Here is an 18,512-nt window from a genome sequence, read left to right as displayed (position 1 = left end):
TCAGCTGATGCTCCGCTGGGCGGCTTCGGAGCCTTTCAGGCCGGACATCAGGATGAAGACCAGGATCAGTACCATGATGATGGCGAGAACGCAGACGCGCGGCAAGTTGGTCGAGCCCGAATAATCGCTCATGATCACGTTGGCGAAGAGCGGAACCGACCCGACCAGCGACCGTCCGGCGCCCCCGCCGAGAATCGAACCGGAAAGCACGTCGCCAAAGGCGATGATGCTGGCAAAGCAGAAAGACAAGACAATGCCGACCCGGCTGAGCGGAAGGATGACGGTACGAAAAGTCGTCCAGCGTGTCGCGCCCAGATTGCGGGCGGCCTCGATCAGGTCGCGATCAATGCTTTTCACGGTGACGAACAGAATGACGATGATCACCGGCGCCGAATAGTGCAGCAGCCCTATGCGCGTGGCGGCCTGCGTGTTGAGAACGGCCAGTTGCCAGTCGATCCCCATCGCCGTCAGCGCGGTGTTGATGATGCCGCGCTTGGCCAGCAGGATCTGCCAGGCGAACACGCGCAGGATGTAGCTCGTCCAGAACGGGGCGACGGCAAGCAGCAGCGCCAGCCGATGCAGGCGCGATGGCAGCGTGTAGACGAGAGCAAGCACGAACGCTCCGCAGAGCACCACGCACAGCGCCGCAGTCGTTGCCGCGACGTAGAGCGATTGCAGGATCGCAATGCTGTAGTTGGAATTGCCGAACATCTGCTGGCCGACACTGGCGTAGTTTTCCAGAGTGAACGCCGGTACAACGCGGAAATTCTCCACCTTCCAGAACGAGAGCGCGATGAGGAAGATCAGCGGCCCAATGAAAAACACCAGCGAATAGAGGGTGGGCAGCGCCAGCATCGCGATCATCAGCCGATTGGTCCCGCCGCGCGGCTTCTTGCTGTTGGCCAACGGTACCATGCTCGCCTCAGAGACGATGTCGACCATGGTCTAGCCTCCCATCCGCACATAGGACTTCGCGCCGGGAATGTTTTCCGAGTTCGGCAAGATGCGCGGCCCGACCAGAACGCAATCCTCAGGCGACCAGTAGATATCTATGGTCGAGCCGGGACCGGGGGTCGAGCCGCTGAAGGGATCCGGCGCGATCATACGGAGGACGGCGCCATCCTGCAGCCTCAGATGCTGTACAATCTGCGACCCGGTGAACTCGGTATCGGTGACCACTGCCGTGACGTGATTCTCGTTCACGACGCTGGTGGCATGGCCGCGGACCTTGCTGGCCTGGATGACTAGTGTCACCGTCGCCTTGGGCGCAGGCCGATAGGCGTGGGCAAGGCGCTCGTCCGGCAACGCGACGAAGAACTGCCCGGCGCCGCAGTCGACCGACACGACATTTCCGACGACGGAAGCGATCCTGCCTTCGAGAAGATTGTTGGAGCCGACGAACTCCGCGGCGAAACGGGTGCGCGGCCACAAATAGATCTCGCGCGGCGCGCCGATCTGCTCGATACAACCGCGATTCATCACGACCACGCGGTCAGCGGTCGAGAAGGCCTCGCTCTGGTTGTGGGTAATGTAGACGAAGGCGATCCCTAGGGTCTGCTGGAGCCGCTTCAGTTCGCTCTGCATATGTACGCGCAGATTGGCATCCAGCGCGCTCAGCGGTTCGTCGAGCAGCAGGATGTCGGGCTCCGTAACCAGCGCCCGCGCGATGGCCACGCGCTGCCGCTGCCCCCCAGAAAGTACCGTCACCCTGTGATCGAGGAACTCGGTCAGCCGCACCATCTCGGCGATCGCCGCAACCTTGGCGTCGATCACCTTGCGTTCGAGCTTCTGCAGCTTCAGGCCGAACTCGATGTTGTTGCGCACGTTGAGATGCGGAAACAATGCGTAGTTCTGCCAGACCAACCGCATGTTGCGCCTGTGCACCGGAATCTGGTCGATGCGTTTGCCGCGCGATAAAAGCGTGCCGCTGTCGGCGGTCTCCAATCCGGCAAGGATACGCAGGAGCGTCGTCTTGCCACAGCCGCTCGGCCCCATGATCGCAAGGAATTCGCCACGCTCGACGGTGAAGCTCACTTCGTCGAGAGCGGTAACCCCATTGAAGCTCTTCGCGATCGCACTGATCTCAAGATCAGGAAGATTCTCCGGTCGATCCGGCGTATCGGTCGTCGCCAAGCTCTCGTAATCCAATGATTTCGTCCAGATGTTCATCGTGATGAACGGGGCGCGGGGCAGCGCATCAACGCCACCCCACGCAGCCGATGCCGTCAGGCGGATTTGAAGGCGTTGAAGATCGCCTGCCAATCGGCTTCGGGCTGCTTGACGGGCAGTCCGCGCGGCGCCGTCAGTTCGATGTAGGATTCGACCAGCAGCTTTCCCCGAGCGTTGGGATCAGGGATGTACTTCATGATCTTCTTCTGGTCGTCGTCCCAATAGTCGACGACCTTCATGTTCGGCGCCCGCGCCTTGAACCCTTTCGTATAAACCAGCTTCGCCTGAATCTCGGGCCGGCTCATGTATTCGATCCACTTCAGCGCGAGTTCCTGGTTCGAGCTGTCGGCGCAGAGGCACGCCGCCTCGCTCCAGCGGATCGACCCTTCCTTCGGCACCGAGGACTTGAAGTTGTCGTAGCCGGCCACCGTCATCTCGATGTCCATGTCGCCATATGGCGTGACGATCGCGTCTTCGCTGAGCAGCGCCGTCACCAGGCCCTGGTTCTGCGGCGCGAACGAAACAATCTGCGGCCGTAGCTTGGTCAGCCACTCCTTTACCTTGCCGAGTTGGTCGACGGTGATGTCATAAGGCGTCTGGTTGTTGGGGAACACTGCGAGGCTCGCATTGCTCATGTTCGGCAAATACCAATCGAACATGACCACCTTGTTCTTGAACTTCGGCAGTAGAAGGTTGCTCCAACTCGATGCCTCCTCATCGCTCACGAATTTCGTGTTGTAGGAGATGCCGTAGAACGAGAACCGCGTGCCGATGCCCCAGGTCGTGGCCGCATCGCCAGTGCGCAGCGGCGCAAAGTCCTGATACGCGGGATGGAAATCCGCAAGGTGCTTGAAGTCCGCCTTCTTCAACGCAACGACAGCGTTCTGGGCGACGAATTTCTGGACATACTCCGCGTCGCTGATGATGGCGTCGAACGTCCCCTTCGGCGATTGGGCGTAGAACTGCATCATCTGCTCGCCGCCGATGTAGTTCTTGAATTCGACCTTTACGCCGTTCTCCTCCTCGAATTGCCCGACGACAGGCTTTTCGTCATAGCCGGGCCATGCCAGCACCCGCAGCGTGCTGGCCGCCTTGGCCTTGTTGATGATCGTCAGATTGCTCCACGACACGGCGGCGGCGGCGGCTGCCGTCGTTGCCAGGAACTTGCGTCTCGACAGGTCGGAACCGGCGGTCGACTTCTCTCCCGATCCCGCGCTTTCCAGGGGCGTGGCATCGGATTCATGATCGGATTTCATTGCCATTGTGCTCTCCATACTCAGATTGCTTGGGCGCGACACTCACTTCTCGATTGTGCGATGCAAGTTGAATGCCAATTATGTGAAATCCTTCGGCGCTCCCCTTCGTTCTTTGAACAGGTCTTTTTCTAAGAAATTCAATGTTTATTTAGCGATATAAGATCGAAAGCCAGTCATTACTTTTGAATTTTTAGTAAAAATCACCACCTTCCGCTTGTCGGCGAAAGAACTGGTCGTTTTTTAGTCAATTCACAATTTCCGTTCTGCCTATTCTTTTGTCGTCTCCTCGCTCGCTGTGCCGTCGACCGATCGGCGTCGCTAAAGACTGGGGTAAGTCGGCTGGTCGAAAAAAATCTCGCCAGGCGTGTAGGCGTTTTCCGGCGCGATCGGCCCGTGCGGCTCCCCTTCATTGGCGGAATCGAATGTCAGCTCGATCTGCACGCCGCTCGGGTCGTAGACGAACAGTTGCCAGAGCGTCGTGTTGGGGATGATGAATTCGCGCCAGGGCAGCCCGTATTTCTTGAAACGCTCGCGGTATCCCTCGTGTCCGATTGCCGTGAAGGACACGTGATCGATTGTGCCTGTGCCGTAGGGCGACACGCCGGTAGGTCCCATTCCCGCGCCACCTGCCCAGATGTGGATGATCTGCTCACCGACCGGCGAAGAGCAGGCGAGCCACGCTCCGGGATTGCCGAATGCCGGCCGCGGCGCCTCGCGCAGGCCGATGACGTCCTTGTAGAACTTCAGGGTCAGGGGAAGGTCGTTGGTCTTCACCAGCACATGGAACAGGCCGGTCACGCCACAGACGTCGCTCATTTCGTCTCCTCAACGGTGTTTATCGGGCCGCTCGCCGGCTCAATGTTCTGGTTGACGCAAAGCCGATTCCCGGGATCGAAGCGTGCCTTGATGGCGGCGAGCCGGTCGAAGTTGACGCCGAATGCCTCGCGCACCCGCGACTGTCCTTCGTCGACGGTGACGGCGGCCATCGGCGAAAGGTCGATGACGACGCCGCCGTCGACGACACCGTGGCCGGCGACGCTGTGGCCGCCGCCCCGAACTGCGACCGGCACATCGACCTCTGCCCGTACGTCCTCGTTGCCGGTGCAGCGCAGAACGGCCAGTGGCCGCCGATCGATCATACCGTTCCAGACACGGCGCGTTGCCTCGTAGCGCGGATCTCCGGGCAGGATCGCGCGCTCGCCGAAGCACCGGGCCAGGGCCGCTGTCGACCGGCTTCCGACAGCCGTCCGGGCCTCTCGAAGGTTTGCTGCGACGGCGCTCACCATGCTGCCACCGCCCCATCGCTGCGCGGATCGGCTGCGCCTTCCAGCAGTCCGTCCGCATGGAGCACGATCGCTCCTGCGTGACCCATCAGGTCGCTACAGGATTCAATCAGTTCCACGTCGTGGCCGGCGGCGCGCAATTCATCGACCACCTGCGGCGAAAACCCGTCTTCCAGCTTCAATGAAGCGCCTTCATCGGCCCAGCGCCGCCCGAGCAGCCAACGCGGGGCACTCACCGCCTCCTGCAACCCTTGGCCGAACATCGCATAGCGCGAGAAGATCGCGGCGAGCGTCTGCGGCTGGCCATCGCCGCCCATCGTGCCGTAGACCATGCGCCGCCCGTCATCGAATTGAGCGAAGGCGGGATTGAGTGTGTGGAATGGAAGCCTCCGGGGCTCGAGAGCTCGTGGACCGGCCTCATCCAGGCGAAACGAGATGCCGCGGTTTTGCCAAAGTATGCCAGTCTGCGGCAGGACCACGCCCGAGCCGAAATCATAGTAGATGCTTTGGATGTAGCTGACGGCGCGGCCCTCGCCGTCGATCGCGGCGAGCCAGACCGTATCGCCCTTGGCCGGACATGTTTCCCATGGCTGCGCCTTGCGGGCATCGACCCTGGTCGCCAGGGAGTCGAGATAGGCCCGATCGAGCAGGGTAGCCGGCTCGATTTGCATACTTTCCGGATCGCCGATGCGGTTGCGATCGGCGAAGGCAAGCTTGGTCGCTTCGACAGCCGCATGGATATGCGCAAATCCGTCGGCTTGCGGTATCTTCTGACGCTGCATCAGCGCAAGGATCACCAGCGAAGCCAGCCCTTGCGTCGGCGGTGGATGATTGAACACTCTGACGCCCGGCAGATCGATGGAAAGCAGATCGCAGGCATCACTAGAGTGATCGGTGAGATCGTCGGCAGTCACAGGTGAGCCCACTGTCGCAAGGTCGGCCGCGATGTCCGCTGCCAGCCCGCCCTGGTAGAAGTCGGCGAGCCCATTGCGCGCAAGCCGCCGAAAAGTCCCACCCAGAGCAGGGTACTTGATCTTCTCGCCTTCCTTTGGACATTGACCGTTCGTCAGGAAAGCAGACGCGAAGCCCGGCACGTCGATCAGTTCGTCATAGCCCTCCCGTGTAAGCGCTTCCTGGCTGCGCGTGACGAAGGCGCCATTCTCGGCATGGAAGATCGCGTCCTCGAGCAGTGGTTCGAGATCGGTGCGTTCGCCCCATCTCCCGCTGACCTCAAGCGCGCGCCGCCAGCCGTCCACCGCGCCGGCGACGGTGTTCGCCGCAAGCGGCCCGCGGATCGGAATCGACGACAGGCCGCAGCGCTCGTAGAGGTTCGTGTCGACGGCTTGACCGCTGCGCCCCGCTGCCTGGATGCCGAACGGCTCGCGCCCAGGTTCGCTGATCAGCCAGAACCCGTCGCCGCCGAGCCCGGACATATGGGGATAGACCACCGCCAGCGTTGCCGCCGCTGCCACCACGGCGGCGATCGCCGACCTGCCGGCCCGCAGCTGCGCCAGGCCGGATTGGCTGGCCAGATGATGGGGCGTGGTCACCATGCCGCGGGTGGCGCGCGGCGTCTTCACCACGCCCACGTCCCGTTGGGAGGAAATTCTCTCGTCGCCATCGCGCTCACCCGATGTCCGCCGCCGGCGCATGGGTGGAATGCCGCGCCTCCTGGCCGAAAGAGGATAGCCCAAGGCTCCGTTCCGGTAGCTTCAACTCACCACTGTCGCGACGTTCACGCAGATATTTGAACGTCAGCACGGTCTGCGCAAAAAGATGCTCGCCGGCGACAATCTCATCGAAGGCCGCGGGGCGCTCTGGCGTGACGAACTGCGGCAGCGGCCGCACCAACGCGGCGTAGTCGCAGGCGAAGAACAGCGGGAATGAGTAGCGTTCTTCCTTCACGGCACGCACACGATGTGATGTCGCGACAAACAGTCCGTTGGACAGCACCTCCAGCATGTCGCCGATGTTGACGACCAACGCACCCGGGACAGGCGGAACGTCGATCCATTCACCGCTGCAGTTCATCGCTTCCAGCCCCGCCGCGGTCGGCAGCAGCAGCGTAAAGAGTTCGTAGTCCGTATGCGCGCCGATGCCCGGGGCGTCCTGGCGGCCGGCATGATAGGGATAGTGGATAAGGCGCAACTGCGAGGTTGGCTTGGTCACCAAGTGATCGAGCGCGGTCGGCTCCAGCCCCACGGCCTCTGAGAAGCCGCGCAGCAGCCGACGGCCAAGCTGGAAGACGGCGGCATAATAGGCCATCACGGCCTCGCGGAAGCCTGGCAGGTTTTCCGGCCACTGGTTCGGACCCAGCAACGGGTTGCCGGCGAGATAGTCCGGATCATCGCTCGGCAGATCCTGCGCAAGGTCGAAGGCTTCCTTGCGGTCCGGAGTCTTGCCGGCGAACACCTCTTCGCCTTCGGGCACATAGCCGCGGTGGTTGCGGGAATTGCCGATATACACCTTCATTTTTTCGGAAGCTGGCAGGTCGAACAGCCCTTTCGCCGCCGCGATGAGTGCCGACGAGAGGGCTTCGGGGATGCCGTGACCGGAAACATAGAGGAACCCGATGCTGCTGGCGATCTCGCTCAGCCTCGCGACGGTTGCCGCATGGGCGGCGCAATCGCTCCCCCCAAGGGCCGATACGTCGACGATCGGAATTTTTGTGAACGCCTTCATCGCATTGCTACTCCGCCACTGACCTTGCCGATCGCGGGCGTACCCCTCCCGCAGTCGTCCAACTGCGTGACCAGCCATCGCTCCCGCTGCTCCTCCTCGCCGACCGCGGACAGCCAGACGCTTGTGCCTGCAAGGTCGGCAAATTCGATACTTGGACAAGCGACCGGTCCAGGCCCTGCCGTGGAGAGAATGAGATCAACGCCTCCCGGTTTGAGTTCGAACAGGCTGAACTCGGCTTGGGCACGTTCTCCTGAGAGCGCGTGAAACAGGAAGGTTCCGACCTTAAGCATATAAGCCTGCCGGCCTCGTTCATCATCGAGCGCAACCGCGAAATCGCCGGCCGCGGCTTCTACAATCCTGGTCCACTGTTCGGAGTAGCTTATGTGGACGCCCTCCTCCCAGAGATGACCATCGATCCAGTTCAGCCGGCCTTCATCGGGAGGGCCGTCGACGTGGTTGAGCCGCAAGACAGGCTCCCAGCGGAAAGTGCCGTTGCTGTCGATCAGTTCGCCGGCAAAGGCATCCATGGTGGGCGAACCGCCCTCGCGGAACGCGCCGGCCAGCGCCGAAGCTCGCCGGTGTTCACGTATGTCGGCGCACAGTCGCGCGCCTTGAACCCAGTAGGCGATGCTCTCTCGATCTTCGTTACCCGTCTCATCTGCTAGCAGAGCCCGCTTCCACACGCCGGCGAGGTCCTCGCGGGAGGTGATCCTGGCGGTTTTGGCCGGGTGCTGAACCGATGTCTTGTCCATGCCGGTGAGGCTATTTCAGGTTCAGGATCAGTCAAAATGCAAAATCCACATGCGCATCATTGACAATATCAATGCAGAGCGCGCGGAACTTGGCACGTCGGTTGCAACGCGCATGGAACAGGCAACCGATCAAAGGAGACCCTATGACCCCCGAAGAATTCATGGCCGAGGCAATCGCGATCAGCCGAAAGGCCGTCTCCAATCCCGCCCATCGCCCGTTCGCAGCCTTCATCGTCAAGGACGGCGAGATCGTCGGCAAAGGCCTGAACGATACGCCATCCAGCCACGATCCAACCGCGCATGGGGAGGTGCTGGCGATCCGCGACGCCACTAAACGGCTGGGCACACAGGATCTTTCGGGATGTGAGATCTACACGACCTGCGAGCCATGTTCGCTGTGTGTGGCCGCCATCTGGTGGGCCGGGCTCGACAAGATGTACTACGCGGCGACGTTGAAGGATTGCGCCGAGATCGGCATCGGCGTCAGCGGACTGGTTGAGGAAATCGCCAAGCCGGTGAATGCCCGAAAAATGAAGGCGGAGCAGATTTTGGGCGATGAATCCCGCGCCGTGCTTAAAGAATGGGCGAAGTCGCCCGGCTTCTCAGAATTCTGAGGTGACGTGGTCTCCAATAGGACCGCCGAAAGGCAGATCAACCGCCTCCAAGACCTTCAGATGTGCCATCTGGGATGGGCCGAGCCGGCGCGGAATTCCGGGCGTCTGCATGTCGCCAATCTGTATCTTCACCGCCATACAATAGAGGATAGTCAAAGTCGCTCAGCGCGGGCCTTCATTAGTTGATAAAGCATGGTGCGAAAGCGGCGAAATGCTAGTAGCCACTTCTGTCTCATCACTTTTTCGTCCCTGATTGAAAGCAATGTGCTTCGCGGAGCAATGTGCTTCGCGGACTGATTCAGACGAGCTGCGCGGCCATGGCCACCCCAACCATCGAAGTGGCGACACCGGCGGTGCGGATGGCTCCCGGCCAACCGGCGAGTCTGGTGGCGGACAACACGCCCATCGCATGCAGGACCGAGGTGGCGAGGACGAAACCGACGGCATAAGCGAGGCCACTGTCGCTTTCGGGAATCTCGAGGCCGTGGGCGTTTCCATGGAACAATCCGAACAAGGCCGTCAGCGACACGGCGACGGCCAGCGGCAAGGGCTTCGCCAGACCGACCATCGCCCCGAACACCACGAGCGACAGTGCGATGCCGGTCTCAAGGGAGGGCAAGCCGAGGCCGGCGCCTCCGAACAGGGCTCCGGCGACCATTGCGGAGACGAAGAACAACGGAACGAGAACAATGGCGCGCCCGCCGGTTCTCGCGGCGATCATGCCGACAGCTACCATCGCGAGCAGATGGTCGATGCCGAAGAGAGGATGCTCGACGCCGGCCAGGAAGCCATGGACGTGATCGCCGCCCGGATGGGCGAACGCCAACGAGGGCGTCAAGACGGCCAAAGCCGAAAGGATAGTCATGCCAAGTCTTGGAAACGTTTTCATGGTTGGGCCTGTCCGATGAATGAGGTTGACGAATGAGTTCAATGTCCGGGAACGGCGAATTGCGAGGCAGCGGAACGGTCGGCAAGGGCGCGCGCCGCGGCGAAGCCGAGATGTTTTTGCTGGGTGCCATCGTGATAGATGAAAGCAAGGCGGCGGCGGTGCGACGTCAGGCGCGCCGGCAACGGATGATAGGCGACGCCGGTACCGCCGACGAGCGGCATGACGGCACCGACATCGACCAGATCCTCGGTCTCGACGCGCAGCAGATGAAGCCGCACGCCGTCCGCCATTTCACCGACAAAAGGTATGCCGGCGAGACGCAGAAAGCTGGACGGGTCCGGTGCCCGCGCAAATCCTTCCAGGAAGGCCGTTTCGACAAGATCGAGATCGACTGAGGCGGGATCGACGGGCGGCTCCTGGGTCTGGTCAGGAGGCAGATGCGGCGTCTGCCATTGCAGCGGCTTGCCCGCGGGCCCGTTGTGGCCGAGAGGGCGATCGTGGTGATGACCATTCGGCCCATGATGGTGGCCGTCGCCATGGTCATGGCCGTGGTGGTGATGATCGTCGTGCATCGTCAAAAACTCACCGGCTTGTCGATGATGGATTTATGCTTGCCGAGATTGCCGTGGGCGACCATCGAGCCGAGCGCCTCGACGACGACGCGCACGCCGAATAGCGCCGTGATGTCGGATGTGTCGTAGGGCGGAGAGACCTCGACGACTTCCAATCCACAAATGCCGGGCGCCGTCACCAGCCCAAGCAGCTTGAGCGCTTCGCGCGGCAGGAAACCGCCAGGCTCTGGCCATCCCGTGCCGGGCACGAAACCGCAATCGAGGCTGTCGACGTCGAAAGAGATGTAGACGGCATCGGTGTCCTTCCAGGCGAGTTCGAGAGCGACTTCCGCCGCCTTCTCAAGTCCCATCTGCTCAATATCGGAAATGGTGAGCACGTTGGTGCCCCGCTTCCTCGCCTCCGCGACGCCGTAACGGGGAACCTGCCAGCCGCCAATGCCGAGCTGCACGAGATTGGTCGCCGAGACGTTCGGCAGGTTGGTCGCCCAGTACCAGGGCGTGGTGTGCATGCGCTCGTCGAGATCCTTTTCCTGGATGTCGATATGACGATCGAAATGGATGATGCCGATGCGCTTGGAGGTGACGTCGGCGATGCCGCGCACGCAAGGGAAGCCGATAGAATGGTCGCCACCCAGCATGATCGGCAGCGCGCCCGACGAGGCGACATGGCTGACGCCCTTGGTGATCTGGTCAAAACTCTTTTCGAGGTTGGCCGGAATGGTGAAGACGTCGCCGGCGTCGCAAAGCGTCATCTGTTCGCGCAAGTCGACGCCGAGTTCGTAGTTGTAAGGCGTGTAGAGCGCCGAGATACGGCGGATGCCTTGCGGCCCGAACCGGGTTCCCGGCCGGTAAGTGGTGCCGCTGTCAAAGGGAATGCCGATGACGGCCGCATCATATTTGCCGACATCGCGGACGTTTTCGACATAGGGCGCCTTCAGAAAGGTGTTGATGCCGGCGAAATGCGGCAGCTCGCCGCGCGCGAATGTCGGGATCGACTTGTCGACGATCGAATCCGATCCGGGCAGGCCCATGTCGAGCGCCCATTGCTGCTCCTTGCGCCAGCCGCTTTCCGGCAGCTTCCCCTCGGCCTCGATCGACTTCCAGCCCTGCGTGCCGCGGGCATCAAAATCAGGATGGTGCAAATGTCGCGCCGGCTCCCGGGCGACCAGGCCCGCACGGCGATGACTGCGTTCTGGAATGTCCGTGTGCATGAAAAACCTCCGTTACGACGCCGTCGTCGCAATTGCGCTGTCCAGCCGGGTCGTCCCGACCATCGCAGCCACTTTGGCCACGTCTTGTGAGGAAGCCCGGTTCTTGCGGTCGAGCTTCAGATCGTAGGTGATCGTCGCGCCATAGGCGGACGGGAACTGGGGGTCGTGGCGCACCTTGTCGAAGACCAGCACGCGTGTGCCGAGCTTGAAGGCCTCACCGATATCATGGGTGACCATGACCACGGTCATGCCGTGCTCGGTCCATAGCTCGGTCAGCAGTTCGTGCATCTCGACGCGGATGCCCGGATCGAGCGCACCGAACGGCTCGTCCAGAAGCAATATTTGCGGCCGGCCGAGCAAGGTCTGCGCAATCGCCAGCCGCTGCTGCATGCCGCCCGAGAGCGAGGCGGGATAGAGGTCGCGCGCATGGGCAAGGCCAACCCGCTCCAGCATGGCTTCGGCCTCTTGCCTGGCGTTTCTGCGCCCGGCGCCAAAGACGCGGCCCAGCGGCCCGCCCGAACGAAAGTCTTCGACCAGCAGCAGGTTCTGGATGGCGGTCAGATGCGGAAACACCGAATAGCGCTGGAAGACGATGCCGCGCTGCGGCGTCGGCTCGGGCACGATCGGGCCGTCGCCGACGATGACCACACCGCCGCTCTGCTGCTCCTGGCCGAGCAGGATGCGCAGGAACGTCGATTTTCCGCAGCCGCTGGCGCCGACCAACGACAGGAATTCGCCGGCCTCGGCGGTGACGTTGACCCGTTCGAGCACACGGGCATCGCCGTAGCTCTTTTCCAGCCCACGAACGACGACGCGGCTCATTTGGCCTTCACCGGATGCGCCCAGGGAGAAACCGCCTGGGAAAGCCGCACCAGCAACCAGTCGGTGATGACCGCAAGCAGCGTGATCCAGGCGACATAGGGAAGGATGACGTCCATCGACAGATAGCGGCGGACGAGGAAGATGCGGTAGCCCAGACCTTCGGTCGAGGCGATGGCTTCGGCGGCGATCAGGAACAGCCAGGCCGGTCCGAGCGCCAGCCGCACGCAGGTGATGAGGCGCGGCATGACCTGCGGCAGCACCAGCCGCAGCACCATGGTCCAGCTGTTGCCGCCAAGCGTCTGTGCCTTGGCCACCAGTTCGGTCGGCAACTCCATCACCCGGTTGGCAATGTCTCTTACCATGACCGGGGCGACGCCAAGGGCGATGAGCGTGATCTTGGCCGTTTCTCCCAGGCCGAGTGTGATGAACAGGATTGGCAACAGCGCCAGCGGCGGGATGACACAGATAACGGTAATGAAGGGAAGCAAGAAAGCCTGCACGCGCGGAATGAAGCCGATGGCGATGCCAAGCGAAAGCGCGACGAGCGTTGCCACACCCACGCCTGAGAACAGCCTGACGAGACTGGCATAGGTGTCGACCCACAGGATGAGGTCGCCTGAGCGCTTGTCCGGAACCGTGGCAAGGTCCAGGAAAGCCGACCACATCTGTGCCGGCGAAGGCAGCAGCTTGTCGGCAGGGTTGGCGGCCAGCCTTTTGCCCGACGCGATCAGATAGGCGGCCGCTACGACCAGAAATGGCAAAACGCCGAGAAACAAGGCGCCACCTCGGGAGACCCTTGCGTTGATGAGGCGTAGCCGCACTTTCGGCCGTGGCAGGCCGGCATGCGCGATTTCCTGGCCGGCTTGCTGTCCGGCATTCACCGCACCGATTCCTCTGGCCAACATATCGCGAAAGCCTCAGAGCGTCCCGGCCGCAGCCTGGGCCATGAAGGCCGGATCAAAACGCAGTTTGACGTTGTTGGCGTCGCCCAGGGTCGAGCCATCGGGGAAGCCCATGCCGATCACATCGACGCTTGGCGCATTTGTGCCGAGGATGCCGTGGGCGAACAGGAAGTTGCGAACGAGATCCATCGTCTTCGGCAATTCGGTGCCCTTGGTGAAATCGACCGCCTTGGCCGGCTCGAAGAACATCGCCGTCGATGCAAGCTGCGCGTCGAAGCCGGCAAGATCGGTGCCCGACGCCTTGGCCATTTCTTCCTTGGCCGCCTTGCCCTCGGGCGAACCCGAGGTCATCAGCGCCATCGCTTCGTACCATGCGCCGACCAGCGCCTTGCCCAATGCCGGATTGTCCTTCAGCGTCTCGGTGTTGACGACCATCATGTCGATGATCTCGCCAGGGATCTGCGTCGAATCAAAAACCTTATTGGCGCCGGGTATGGCGACGATTTCCGACACCATCGGGTTCCATGTGACAACAGACGTGACGTCGCTGGTGCCGTAGGCAGCGACCACGTCGGCATCGGACGTGTTGACCACCGTGATGTCCTTCTCGGCAAGCCCGACCGTCTCCAGCGCGCGCGCCAGCAGGTAGTGCGATACCGAGAGCTCCACGAGATTGACCTTCTGGCCGGCAATGTCCTTCAGTGCGGCCTTGTTCTTGAGGATGACGGCATCGTTGCCATTGGAGAAGTCGCCGATGATCAGCGCGGTCGTATCGATGCCGCCGCCGGCCGGAATGGACAGCGCATCCATATTGGTCATAGCGCAACCGTCGAAGCCGCCGGCAGTGTACTGGTTGATACTTTCGACATAGTCGTTGATGCGGGTGATCTCGACATTGATGCCGTATTTTTCGGCCCATTTCTTCATGATGCCGCTGTCGGACAGGAAGCCCCAGGGCATCCATCCGACATAGATCGACCAACAGATCTTGAAGTCTTTCTTGGGCGCCGCCTGCGCGGCCGGGACGAAGGGAAGGCTGAGTGACGCGGCTAGGATGATTGCGGCCAGCTTGCGAAGCATTGCGTACCCCTGTTTGCGATCCGGATTGCGTCCGGACTTTTGTTGGGGCTTGCACAGCGCGCATCCGGGAGAGGTTCGCGCCAGCAAACCCGTGCAGGGTTCTCCCGGGATTTTGGCCCGCCGTGTTCCGCCGGATGCCTCAATGCATCCTGGGCGGTCGCATCTCTTGGACCAGCACCGCCCTAATCGCGATCGGAACCCTAGACGCTCTGCACCTAGAACAAGATGCAAGCTGCGTGCCAGGTTCGAATGGCGCGGTTTGCACGACATATTCACGTGCGCCGCCGCGTCGATGACAAAAAAATCATCGCAGCGCCTGAAGATTGGGCAGCCCTGATCGCGCATCGACCGATGTCGCCGGCAGGTGTCTTAGCCAGATATGACGGCGGTCGAAGTCACCGGTTTGCCGTTCAGAATTATCTATTGCTATCCAGAATTAGGCGGGGCTGCGGGAGTCGCATGGACTAAGGAAGTCGCTTGGCGTCTATCTGGCCGAGGCAGAGGCCTCGACCAGACAGCTCATGGATGTGCTCGGTCACGACGTGACGCGCAAGCCGATGCTTGGCGAAGCTATTGGCGAACCACCCTATAAAAGCATTGATAAATAACGATAATGGTGGGCCCGGAGGGCGTAGTGAAATCGTTGATTTTGTTGAGTTTTTCGTGGGCCAAAATCAGAAATCTTCCCGCATGGTTCCGTACGGTTCCGCCATTGATTGCGGGTCATGACGCGAACGGATGTAGCTATAAGCCCGCTACCTTGCATTTGAGGTGACGGGAAAAGCTGGCACCCTTTGTTCGCCAAACCGTCAACGAAATGATAACGCCTTCGCTAGGTCGACAGTGGTCTTTAACCCCGCGCCCAAACGATCCGCCCGACCCGAATGAAATAGTGACTTCGGCAGCCTCTTATTCGGCGCACCGACGGTGCAGATCCGCTCTTCGGCCCTTCCCCTGACGCAACCCAGCTGGGAGTGTCCTGCCGGACAAGGCTCAGCCTGACAATCTCGCCGCATCCACAAGGGCAAATAAAGGCTGCTGCCCACGGGGTCTCGTCTTCGCCGATGAGATAAACCGTACGTGGCGATGGCTTTTCCGGCATATCCGTCCACATTTCAGCCCGCCAGATGTCACGACCCAGAATGCGATCAACGAGTTGCCGGAGGCGACCAAGCAAGGGCATGCTGCCGCATCCTGGACGCTGAGCTCAGGCATATCGAGAAGGGGACGCACCTCGCCTCGGCCGACGTGTCTGCTAAGCAGCTCGCACGGCTCACCGTCGCCGTGATGGTCGTACATCCCGTGGCTGAGGCTGATCCTGTGGATGGCATATTCACCATTAGGATCGAGCCGGAAGGGATGAAGCCTTGCCAGCAGCTCGTTGACCGCCAGCGATGCGATCACGCTGTTGCCGGCCGGTCTATCCTCAGCAACGCCCTTGATGTAGCCCTCGCGACGAAACTCGCGATAGGTGGCCGGATCTGTCCTCATCAGCCCGGCCGCCCTGACGTGCTCCATAGAGTAGACATGCCGACTATACAGGCTGGACCCTCCAGGCTTCAGGTAGTGGACAGTGCCACAGACCTGATCGACCCCCCCTGCGCCATCTGCCTCCAACTTCACGCCAAGATCGAAATAGGCCAGTCCGTAAAATGTTGCGAGGCGATTGAGCATGTGGCGGCCATCGACAGAATCCATGCATCCAAAGACCACGTCACAGGACGCGATCGCGCGAATGGCATCGAGAGAAGAAAGTGAGGAAGCGAAAGCGCTGACGATGGTTCCAAAGCCAAGCTCTTCGATGGATTCCGCATGAGTTCAACCTTCAGGCGACGCTGCTGAGCATCCACCTGTCGACTGTTTATGATTCGATTGAGGTTCTTGTCCTCCACATGATCAGGATCAACCAGGACAAGCTCGCCAACACAATTTCTCGCAAGTTGGTCCACAACCACGCTGCCTGTGCCCGAACAGCCCACAACGCCGATACGAAGGCGACGCAGGATCTGATAGGTCCCGGCGCCGAAGCTTTGCGCGATCCTTCTCGCGTGGTCCGGAATATCTCCGCGGCCATGCTGGTGTGACCCGAACTGAAGATCATCTCCGACAACATTCACGCATGCGAACGGGGAAAAGACCCCATCCTCGTTTACCACGCGGCCGAATATACGCTCACCATCCAACATAACTGCGCTCCCATGCAGACCATCCGCCCAGGCATGCACACTTGCAAACAGCTCGCGATCCGAGGCGTCGTCGATCTCGGAGAAGCGGTCATAGCCGATATGGCCGTGAATCTTGATGAGTGACATGCCTCGCTTGGACGCCCGAGCGAGCAAGTCGGGAAGCATGTCTGTGGGCCAGGTGACCCTGTCGGGGGCGCGGTGGCATCTGTCATGTGAAATCAGGTGGACCTCACTGACAATGAGGCGATTGCGCCCCTGATCCAGAGTGCGGCCACAGAGGAGCAAGGCGACGGCCTCGAGACCGTCACCGGGAAAAAGATGGTCCCTCAACCTCGCGTGTTGGCTATCGTTTAAGGTAAGCGAGACCCGCATCGTCATCATCCTTTTCGCAGTTCACGTGCGATCCAGTCGTCGATCAGGGCGAAATGCGTCGACAGACTGTCAAGTCCCGGACGCCACGGGTTGGCAGAGGTCCGATGCCTGCTCCAGCGCTGCCACACCTTTCCATCAAAGCTATCGTCGCTTGTCGCAGCGATCGCCCGCCCGTCCCTCCTCAGCAGGGCCGGGCTAAAATACACCATGTCAATTTGCGCATCAGGATAGCCGGATCCTGACGTTTACATCGGCTTTCTCCACTTTGTAGCCCGCAGGAAGCGCCCATCCATAGATGATGACGCGCGGTGTCCCGCCCTCCGCCACCAGTTCGTAAATCAGCCGAGGCTTTCCAGCCACTCCTAATCCTCTTGAGGAAGCGAGAACTGGCGCCTGCCTGCGCCGAGCCCTTCCGTCTGGTCGAGGGGCAACGTCACGAACTTCTCGACGCCAGGCTCGCGCAGATCCACGCGCTCGTCCAGTTCGAGGCGCTTAGGCTGACCTTTGTCCTTGAGGTAAAGCGCGAAATGTTCAACCGGGACCTTGCCCGCGAGTGTGAGCAGCTCGCGCGCGGTGGGCGTGGGATTGTCTGTTTCGAACTTCTGCTTGTCGATCTGCACCTTATAGGTTTCTTTCTTGTGACCCTTCTGGTCCTCATCGCTACTGACCTCCTGTTGTTGCCGATGTGTCCTACTGCTGCCTAACGGGCAAACTCGGACAAAAGAGGTGGGTGATTTTTTTCGTGTTTCATTGTCCGAAACCCCGCCGGCACTCAGCATAGGGTGCCATGGAAGCGACAAACGCCCGCTCGCTAGATGAGTATGGCTCCCCCGAAGAGGTTGCGATCGCTCTCGCAGCTCTGAGAGAGGCGGATTTTGCTCGTCTTGGGCGCATCGCCCAACTCCGCGCCCGGGGTTTGCCGGGGGTGGAATGGCGCGACATCCTGCATGATGCGATACAGCGCTCGTTGGATGGAACGCGTCGCTGGCGGTCGATGTGCCGTTCGTTGCTTTTCTGAGCGGCGTGATGAGGAGCATTGCGAGCGAACACTGGCGGCGCCGGATGCCTGATCGGCGCGATGCGCAACCAGCACACGACGAAGGCTTCCTTGATCAAATAGAGACGATCGCTTCCGATGAACCAGACCCCGAGCGAAACGCAATAGCGCGCGATCTGGTCGAACATTTGGAAAGGTTGGTGGCTGACGATCCAGTTCTGTCAGGTATCGTTGCGGGGCATCGGTGAGGGACTGGATCCGACAGATATTCAGACTCGCCTGGGTCTCAGCGCCACCGAATACAACAGCGCTCGTCGCCGCCTGCGAAGACTGGTCACCCGCGCAACACCGGAGATGCTAGGATGAGTGACATCAAAATCAGAGCCTCAGACCGGCTTGACGCGATATTGGCGGAGATGGAGGACGATATCATTGCCTCGCGCGATCAGGACATACTCAGCTCAGCTGAGCTCAGGTCCCTGGCAAGCCAGGCAAAGGCCGTAGCGGAAGCCACCTTGCGCGCGACGCAGAGCAAGACGACGTCTCGGCGACAGCAGCCGCGACCCGGAGCCTATGTCGGTCGGCCATCCAAGCATCGCGCGACATTGCGTCAGCTTCTCGTTGCCGACTCGCGCGTGAGGAAGATAGCTTGCGTATTCCGACGAAGCCGGCCATCGATTCCGATTTGAAGCCGGCCAGTCATTCCGATTTCATTCCGGCCGGTG

At 61.2% G+C, this 18,512-nt stretch carries 19 protein-coding genes, 3 pseudogenes and 1 riboswitch; of the genes and pseudogenes, 3 read left to right on the top strand and 19 right to left on the bottom strand.

What is annotated here, in order from left to right; genetic code table 11:
* The 8 genes from AC0L2L_RS31745 to AC0L2L_RS31710 all read right to left on the bottom strand — a co-directional run bounded on the left by AC0L2L_RS31745 (window position 1) and on the right by AC0L2L_RS31710 (window position 8,142).
* Window positions 1-942: an ABC transporter permease gene (locus AC0L2L_RS31745; RefSeq protein ID WP_473583760.1), complete on the bottom strand. Its 942-nt coding sequence runs from the start codon at window positions 940-942 to the stop codon at window positions 1-3.
* Between the two features lie 3 nt (window positions 943-945).
* Complete coding sequence (locus AC0L2L_RS31740) at window positions 946-2,148, bottom strand: ABC transporter ATP-binding protein (RefSeq protein ID WP_473583759.1); 1,203 nt, start codon at window positions 2,146-2,148, stop codon at window positions 946-948.
* 77 nt (window positions 2,149-2,225) lie between these two features.
* Window positions 2,226-3,431 (bottom strand): ABC transporter substrate-binding protein, encoded by a 1,206-nt coding sequence (locus AC0L2L_RS31735; protein WP_473583758.1) that lies wholly within the window; start codon window positions 3,429-3,431, stop codon window positions 2,226-2,228.
* 312 nt (window positions 3,432-3,743) lie between these two features.
* Window positions 3,744-4,241, bottom strand: a complete 498-nt coding sequence (locus AC0L2L_RS31730; RefSeq protein WP_473583757.1) for a VOC family protein — start codon at window positions 4,239-4,241, stop codon at window positions 3,744-3,746.
* Window positions 4,238-4,711 carry an FAD-binding protein gene (locus AC0L2L_RS31725; RefSeq protein ID WP_473583756.1) on the bottom strand — a complete coding sequence of 158 codons (474 nt, stop codon included), beginning with the start codon at window positions 4,709-4,711 and terminating at the stop codon, window positions 4,238-4,240. Before AC0L2L_RS31725 ends, AC0L2L_RS31730 begins: the two co-directional genes overlap by 4 nt.
* On the bottom strand, window positions 4,705-6,291 hold the full coding sequence (locus AC0L2L_RS31720) for a gamma-glutamyltransferase family protein (protein WP_473583755.1): 1,587 nt from the start codon (window positions 6,289-6,291) through the stop codon (window positions 4,705-4,707). Before AC0L2L_RS31720 ends, AC0L2L_RS31725 begins: the two co-directional genes overlap by 7 nt.
* Window positions 6,292-6,334: 43 nt before the next feature.
* Window positions 6,335-7,468, bottom strand: coding sequence for an isopenicillin N synthase family dioxygenase (locus AC0L2L_RS31715; RefSeq protein ID WP_473583754.1), 1,134 nt, complete (start codon window positions 7,466-7,468; stop codon window positions 6,335-6,337).
* Window positions 7,387-8,142 (bottom strand): hypothetical protein, encoded by a 756-nt coding sequence (locus AC0L2L_RS31710; protein WP_473583753.1) that lies wholly within the window; start codon window positions 8,140-8,142, stop codon window positions 7,387-7,389. Before AC0L2L_RS31710 ends, AC0L2L_RS31715 begins: the two co-directional genes overlap by 82 nt.
* A gap of 71 nt (window positions 8,143-8,213) precedes the next feature.
* On the opposite strand from AC0L2L_RS31710, the gene AC0L2L_RS31705 reads away from it, so the two are divergent.
* Window positions 8,214-8,756 carry a nucleoside deaminase gene (locus AC0L2L_RS31705; protein WP_473583752.1) on the top strand — a complete coding sequence of 181 codons (543 nt, stop codon included), beginning with the start codon at window positions 8,214-8,216 and terminating at the stop codon, window positions 8,754-8,756.
* A 298-nt stretch (window positions 8,757-9,054) separates the two neighbouring features.
* On the opposite strand, the gene AC0L2L_RS31700 is transcribed toward AC0L2L_RS31705, so the two are convergent.
* The 6 genes from AC0L2L_RS31700 to AC0L2L_RS31675 form a co-directional block, all read right to left on the bottom strand.
* Window positions 9,055-9,621, bottom strand: coding sequence for a HupE/UreJ family protein (locus AC0L2L_RS31700; protein WP_473583751.1), 567 nt, complete (start codon window positions 9,619-9,621; stop codon window positions 9,055-9,057).
* A 62-nt stretch (window positions 9,622-9,683) separates the two neighbouring features.
* Entirely contained in the window at window positions 9,684-10,217 is a 534-nt protein-coding gene (locus AC0L2L_RS31695) for a hypothetical protein (protein WP_473583750.1), read from the bottom strand.
* A 2-nt stretch (window positions 10,218-10,219) separates the two neighbouring features.
* On the bottom strand, window positions 10,220-11,428 hold the full coding sequence (locus AC0L2L_RS31690) for an agmatinase family protein (RefSeq protein ID WP_027169442.1): 1,209 nt from the start codon (window positions 11,426-11,428) through the stop codon (window positions 10,220-10,222).
* Between the two features lie 12 nt (window positions 11,429-11,440).
* Complete coding sequence (locus AC0L2L_RS31685; protein WP_473583749.1) at window positions 11,441-12,250, bottom strand: ATP-binding cassette domain-containing protein; 810 nt, start codon at window positions 12,248-12,250, stop codon at window positions 11,441-11,443.
* Window positions 12,247-13,071 carry an ABC transporter permease gene (locus AC0L2L_RS31680; protein ID WP_473583795.1) on the bottom strand — a complete coding sequence of 275 codons (825 nt, stop codon included), beginning with the start codon at window positions 13,069-13,071 and terminating at the stop codon, window positions 12,247-12,249. Before AC0L2L_RS31680 ends, AC0L2L_RS31685 begins: the two co-directional genes overlap by 4 nt.
* 96 nt (window positions 13,072-13,167) lie before the next feature.
* Entirely contained in the window at window positions 13,168-14,232 is a 1,065-nt protein-coding gene (locus AC0L2L_RS31675; protein ID WP_473583748.1) for a putative urea ABC transporter substrate-binding protein, read from the bottom strand.
* A 99-nt stretch (window positions 14,233-14,331) separates the two neighbouring features.
* Window positions 14,332-14,447, bottom strand: a riboswitch (guanidine-I (ykkC/yxkD leader).
* A 243-nt stretch (window positions 14,448-14,690) separates the two neighbouring features.
* Here AC0L2L_RS31675 and AC0L2L_RS31670 point away from each other — a divergent pair.
* Window positions 14,691-14,961 (top strand): annotated as a pseudogene (locus AC0L2L_RS31670) (tyrosine-type recombinase/integrase); the annotation flags it as partial.
* 121 nt (window positions 14,962-15,082) lie between these two features.
* On the opposite strand, the gene AC0L2L_RS31665 reads toward AC0L2L_RS31670, so the two are convergent.
* The 5 genes and pseudogenes from AC0L2L_RS31665 to AC0L2L_RS31645 form a co-directional block, all read right to left on the bottom strand.
* Window positions 15,083-15,334, bottom strand: a complete 252-nt coding sequence (locus tag AC0L2L_RS31665; protein WP_473583794.1) for a ubiquitination-like system serine protease family protein — start codon at window positions 15,332-15,334, stop codon at window positions 15,083-15,085.
* Window positions 15,226-16,011: a hypothetical protein gene (locus AC0L2L_RS31660; protein ID WP_473583793.1), complete on the bottom strand. Its 786-nt coding sequence runs from the start codon at window positions 16,009-16,011 to the stop codon at window positions 15,226-15,228. Before AC0L2L_RS31660 ends, AC0L2L_RS31665 begins: the two co-directional genes overlap by 109 nt.
* A gap of 98 nt (window positions 16,012-16,109) precedes the next feature.
* Window positions 16,110-16,418: pseudogene (locus tag AC0L2L_RS31655) on the bottom strand (ThiF family adenylyltransferase); the annotation flags it as partial.
* A 377-nt stretch (window positions 16,419-16,795) separates the two neighbouring features.
* Window positions 16,796-17,014: pseudogene (locus AC0L2L_RS31650) on the bottom strand (E2/UBC family protein); the annotation flags it as partial.
* A 138-nt stretch (window positions 17,015-17,152) separates the two neighbouring features.
* Window positions 17,153-17,410, bottom strand: a complete 258-nt coding sequence (locus AC0L2L_RS31645) for a multiubiquitin domain-containing protein (protein WP_473583747.1) — start codon at window positions 17,408-17,410, stop codon at window positions 17,153-17,155.
* 376 nt (window positions 17,411-17,786) lie between these two features.
* On the opposite strand from AC0L2L_RS31645, the gene AC0L2L_RS31640 reads away from it, so the two are divergent.
* On the top strand, window positions 17,787-18,035 hold the full coding sequence (locus AC0L2L_RS31640; protein WP_473583746.1) for a hypothetical protein: 249 nt from the start codon (window positions 17,787-17,789) through the stop codon (window positions 18,033-18,035).
* Window positions 18,036-18,512 lie beyond the last annotated feature (477 nt).

The sequence above is a fragment of the Mesorhizobium sp. WSM4832 genome, from assembly GCF_055811115.1.
This window is presented reverse-complemented; position numbering and strand designations above follow the sequence as displayed.